Genomic DNA, 4835 nt, shown 5'->3' with positions numbered 1-4835 from the left:
TGAAGGAGCTCAGGAAGGTATGGAATCTACTAAAGATTTGGTCTCCAAGCGTGGTCGCTCCAGCCGCCTGGGAGAGAGGAGCCGAGGTCATATTGACCCGGGAGCTGCCTCAAGCTATTTTATAATTGAAGCTTTTTTTGGGAGCCTGATGGATGATTGATGATTGATAATTGATAATTGATAAGAGCAGCCTGCGGTATAAGATAAAGGTGCAAGCTGCCTTAGCAGAAAAAGAGAATACATAGGCTTGCCCCTGTAGAAATTTTTCTCTGGAGGAGGGAGATATCCCTTATAGTCCCGCCAACGGTCGGGGAAAAAATTCCGTTAATAAGTTGACATCGTGCTTGAAAATGATGGAATATTACTGGAGAGAAAAATATTTCATCAGGAAAGAAGTGAGAGGTTAAAAGTCAGGTTCAGGCTAAATGCCATACGTACCTTGAAAATTAAATAGTAATTATCAGCTCCTTCCTAATAAGCTCTGGTTTATACTTAGTAAGACAAAAAACGGGTCATGCTAATTTCCTGAAAAGATCAGTGGTTTCCTTTTGTACTAATGTATCCTAATTTCGTGGTGTTTTAGGCGCTAGAAACACTAGCACTCTTGTTGTTTAATTGTAAGTAGTTAGCGCTTTTGACAAGATGGTATATAGTATTAATCGGGCTAACGGTTATCTTCTCCTTCAAAACCTTCAAAATCGCCAGTTTAGATGCCTATTTCAGACTAAAGAAGCATAATTTTACTTGCTACCCATTTTATTTTTAAATATCTGCAGCCAGAACCAAAATCAACCCTCTCTTACCTAATAATCCGTGGAGATTTTCATTGTTATTTCTGTTAGGATAGGAGCAAAGTAAGGTATTTATTGTTAACTGGATGCGTCTCAACCGGGGCAATAGACTTTTAGGTTTTCTGAAGAAAGTTGCGAAAGCACAATTTATTGCCTCTATCTAGCTTCCGGCCACATGATAACTGGGAAATACCCTGAAAGTAATATTAATTTTCGAGGTGGGGATGGTATGACTTATCAAACTATTACAGGAGGAGGTAGGAAAAAAATGTATCGCAAGTCTTTAATTACCATTTTGATGACCGTTTGTTTTCTATTTGGTTTGATTTCTGTGGGTGGTGCTCAGGAAAAATTAGTGGTTTGGATAGGCGGGCATGTGGTAGAACAGGAAGAAACTTGGGCTAAGATTGTAGAAGACTTTGAGAAGCAATCTGGGGTTGACGTTGAATACCGGCTCATTGGGTTTGAAGTTTATTATGATAGCTTAGTAACTGCTTATGAGGCAGGAGAACCGCCAGATGTTTGTTTTGCTGATCTTGGGGGTTGGGTTCCTACTTTTGCCTCCCAGGGGTGGTTAGAACCATTGGACGATTGGTTAGCCAGTTGGGAAGGTGTTGACCAAATTTGGGAGAACCTATGGCCTACAGTTACTTACGAAGGAAAAAAGTACGGCCTTCCATGGTATACTGACTGTCGGTTGCTCCTCTACAATAAAATCATGTTTAAAGAAGCAGGCTTAGACCCCGATGATCCTCCTCAGAGTTGGGATGAGCTCTTGGAATACGCTAAACTTCTTACTGATGCCAGTCAGATGAAATATGGATATGGTGTGTCGGGAGCTATGAGTGAGACAACTACCCTGGGTTATATGATATTTCTTTTTGGTGCAGGAGGAGAACTTTTAACTTCTGATTACCGTCAAGCAGCCTTTAACACTAGCGAGGGATTAGAAGCTTTGAAGTTTTATACCGATCTTTACACCAAGCATCAGGTATCTCCTCCAGGAACCCCTGGTTACACTGAAGATGACTATCGCACCATGATGGCCCAAAACAGGATCGCTATGGCTATCGGAGGTCCATGGTCGTTCCCCTTGATCGAATTGGCTAATCCTGAGATTAAAGGTAACTATATGGTAGCAACTCATCCTTATCTCCGGGAACCAGCCAGTGTTTTGGGAGGTTGGGCTTCAGTTATATCAGCTACTTCTCAGAATAAAGAAATAGCCTGGGAGTTATTAAGTACATAACCAGTTATGATGTGTGGGTGTACTGGATTGAGCAGCATGGAGGGCCTATGCCTACTCGGATAGATGTATGTAGCGATGTCCCCCAATTTCAGGATCCTAAGTGGAAAGTAATTCTGGATACTTTCCCCTATGCTAAAGTGAGACCACCCATTCCCGAATGGCCAGAAGTATCCCATGCTATACAGTCTATGGTTCAAAGAGTTTTAACTGGAGAAATGACTTCTGAAGAGGCTATCGAATGGGCGGATAACGAAGTAAATGCTATATTGGGAAAATGAGTGAGAATTCTAAGTTGAGGGGCCGGCCCTATTGTGGCCCCTCTCTGAGTCAAACGTGGCTTCCTATTTTAAATCTCTAACTCAAAAACCAGCATTCCGTTTTATTATTCCCTACTTTTTGGTGCTACTTTTGTTAATTGCTTATCCTTTGTACACCAATTTTTACCAGAGTTTTCAAACTGAATCTGGTCTCTCTTTAGAAAATTATAAGAATTTGTTTAAAAATCCTCTCTTCTTTAAGATTCTGGGTAATACTGGTATATGGGTAGCGGCCAGTGTGGGACTTCAGTTTGTGATTGGTTTAGGGTTGGCTCTACTCCTGAACCAGCCTTTAAAGGGAAGAGCTATATTCCGGGGAATAATTCTGGTTCTCCCCTGGGCTACTCCAGATATTGTGGCTGCTGTGGCGTGGAAATGGATGTACAACGATATGTATGGGGTATTTAACGACATCTTAGTAAGATTGGGATTGATTAACACATATCTACCCTGGTTAGGTCAACCTAACTTGGCTAAGTTAGCAGTAATTATCGCCAATGTTTGGAAAGGATTTCCAATCTCGGCTATGCTGTATTTAGCTGCTTTGCAAACAGTTCCCAAAGATCTATATGAGGCAGGAAGTATAGATGGAGTTTCTACGTGGCAGAAGTTTAGGTTCATTACTCTTCCTTTAATCAGCCCTTTTATTTTAACCACAGTTATGCTCACTGTTATGTGGACTATCAATTATTTTCCATTAATTTTTACCATGACCGGAGGAGGACCAGCCAATGCTACTGATACTTTAGTGACTTTTGCCTACCGTAAAGCTTTCCGCTTTATGGATTTTTCTGGATCAGCCGCTTTATCTACTTTCACTTTTTTGGTGATCTTAGTCTTTGCTGTGGTCTATACTCGCTATTTACTTCGAGAGGAAGAGAAATGAGAAAAATTAAGATATGGATTCTTTATCTGGTTTTATCTATTATTGCTTTGATTGTGGCTTTCCCTTTCATTTGGTTAGTTATTACTTCCTTAAAGACTTATCCTGATATTTATCACTTTCCCATTATTTATTGGCCTTCTGAGGTTACCTGGGAACATTATGACTACGTCATCCGATTAGATTTTCTGAGGTATTTTCTAAATAGTTTGGTTATTGGAATAGGGACTGCTGTTTTGACTATTGTGATAGCTGCTTTACCTTCTTATGCTTTTGGCAGGCTATCTTTTAGAGGAAAAAGACCTCTGCTTCTCTCTATCTTAGTTTGTCAAATGTTTCCTCAAGTTACCTTTGTTATCCCTTTTTTTGTGATATTCAGGCGACTTGGTTTGATAAATACTCATTTAGGAATGATGATATCTTACCTTCCTTTTACTACCCCGATTGAAATATGGATTTTAAGAAATTTTTTTCAGGGGATCCCTGGAGAGCTGGAAGAAGCAGCTATGATAGATGGTTGTACTCCGATACAAGCTTTTGTCAGGATTATTTTTCCTCTGGCTATTCCTGGTATCGCTGCGGTGGCAATTTACGCTTTTATATTTGCCTGGGGGGAACTGATGTTCGCTCTTTCTTATCTTCCTTCCCAGGAAATGCAGACGATTCCAGCTTTTCTCACCCTTTTCGTGGGTCAATATCAGACCCGCTGGGGGCCTTTGTTTGCCGGGTCAGTTATTGCTTCTCTTCCTCCTCTTATTGCTTTTATCTTTTTCCAAAGGCAGTTTATATCTGGTTTAACTGGAGGAGCGATCAAGCAGTAATTTTAAATCTTAATGGTAAATCTACCTAAAAGGATAACATCTCTTTATTCTTTGAGAATTAAGTGATTAACTGGGATTGCGAGTTTGGTCTGGAGAACATGTGTCAATAATTGGAGTTGACATCGTGCTTGAGAATAATAGAATAATCGGTGGGAAGACAAATATTCCTTCAAAGAGATTTTCTCTACCAGGAAACAAGTTTTATGGGTAAAGCATGAAAAGAATAACTCTCATAAGTTTGTAGGTTAAGCGAGAGTAGCTTCTTACAGAGAGTTTCTTTAGCTCTTTTGAGGGACATAATAGATTAGAAGACAAGAGCCAGAAAGCAAGTAGTGATAGAGGTATCTTTTGTCAGTTGGGGTTTTTATGAAAGAAATTCGTAAAATCAGGGAATAAAGAAAGAGCTGATAATCGAGGTATGGTAGCCAGATAGGAAGGAGAGTCTGGTAGATATTCAGCTTGATAAAGATTTGATGTGCGAGTATATCTTCGTTAAAGGCTTTGGGATAAGGGCAGGGGGCAAACTTCTTAAAGAGATTTTTAGCTCGGGTAAAACGGAGTTTTCCTATTTTACCGGTTTCGATGTCAATGGGCAAAACCCATTCACATAAGGGTTACACATAATTCATTAGTAGGAGGTTAATCTCGTGAAAATTCTTTTAATTGCTGACCTGGAAGGGGCCTCGGGAGTGGTGGATAATGAGCAGCAGGCTAAGCCCGGTGCTTCTCTTTACCATGAAGCAAGAAACTACCTTATTTCTGATGTAGGTGGAG

The 4835-nt window shown here is 40.2% G+C and carries 5 protein-coding genes; all 5 read left to right on the top strand.

What is annotated here, in order from left to right; genetic code table 11:
* The coding region (locus GXZ17_RS01130) for a DAK2 domain-containing protein (RefSeq protein WP_409375451.1) at window positions 1-160 on the top strand (160 nt) is incomplete at its 5' end.
* Between the two features lie 860 nt (window positions 161-1020).
* Window positions 1021-2040, top strand: a complete 1020-nt coding sequence (locus GXZ17_RS01125) for an ABC transporter substrate-binding protein (RefSeq protein WP_409375450.1) — start codon at window positions 1021-1023, stop codon at window positions 2038-2040.
* Window positions 2041-2087: 47 nt separating this feature from the next.
* Entirely contained in the window at window positions 2088-2318 is a 231-nt protein-coding gene (locus GXZ17_RS01120; protein ID WP_409375449.1) for a hypothetical protein, read from the top strand.
* A gap of 31 nt (window positions 2319-2349) precedes the next feature.
* The gene (locus tag GXZ17_RS01115) at window positions 2350-3243 is read left to right on the top strand and encodes a carbohydrate ABC transporter permease (RefSeq protein ID WP_409375448.1); all 894 of its coding nucleotides are present in this window, start codon (window positions 2350-2352) and stop codon (window positions 3241-3243) included.
* Window positions 3240-4061, top strand: a complete 822-nt coding sequence (locus tag GXZ17_RS01110) for a carbohydrate ABC transporter permease (protein WP_409375447.1) — start codon at window positions 3240-3242, stop codon at window positions 4059-4061. The genes GXZ17_RS01115 and GXZ17_RS01110 overlap by 4 nt, the downstream gene beginning before the upstream one ends.
* The last annotated feature ends 774 nt before the right edge of the window (window positions 4062-4835 follow it).

The organism is Candidatus Sordicultor fermentans (assembly GCF_012728195.1).
Lineage (GTDB): Bacteria > Atribacterota > Atribacteria > Atribacterales > Caldatribacteriaceae > Sordicultor > Sordicultor fermentans.
Note: the sequence above shows the minus strand (reverse complement) of the source record. Positions and strands in the feature narration are given on the sequence as shown.

Coding starts and splice junctions, on each gene's coding strand:
- GXZ17_RS01125 (WP_409375450.1), top strand. CDS start 1,021: ATGACTTATCAAACTATTACAGGAGGAGGTAGGAAAAAAATGTATCGC.
- GXZ17_RS01120 (WP_409375449.1), top strand. CDS start 2,088: ATGCCTACTCGGATAGATGTATGTAGCGATGTCCCCCAATTTCAGGAT.
- GXZ17_RS01110 (WP_409375447.1), top strand. CDS start 3,240: ATGAGAAAAATTAAGATATGGATTCTTTATCTGGTTTTATCTATTATT.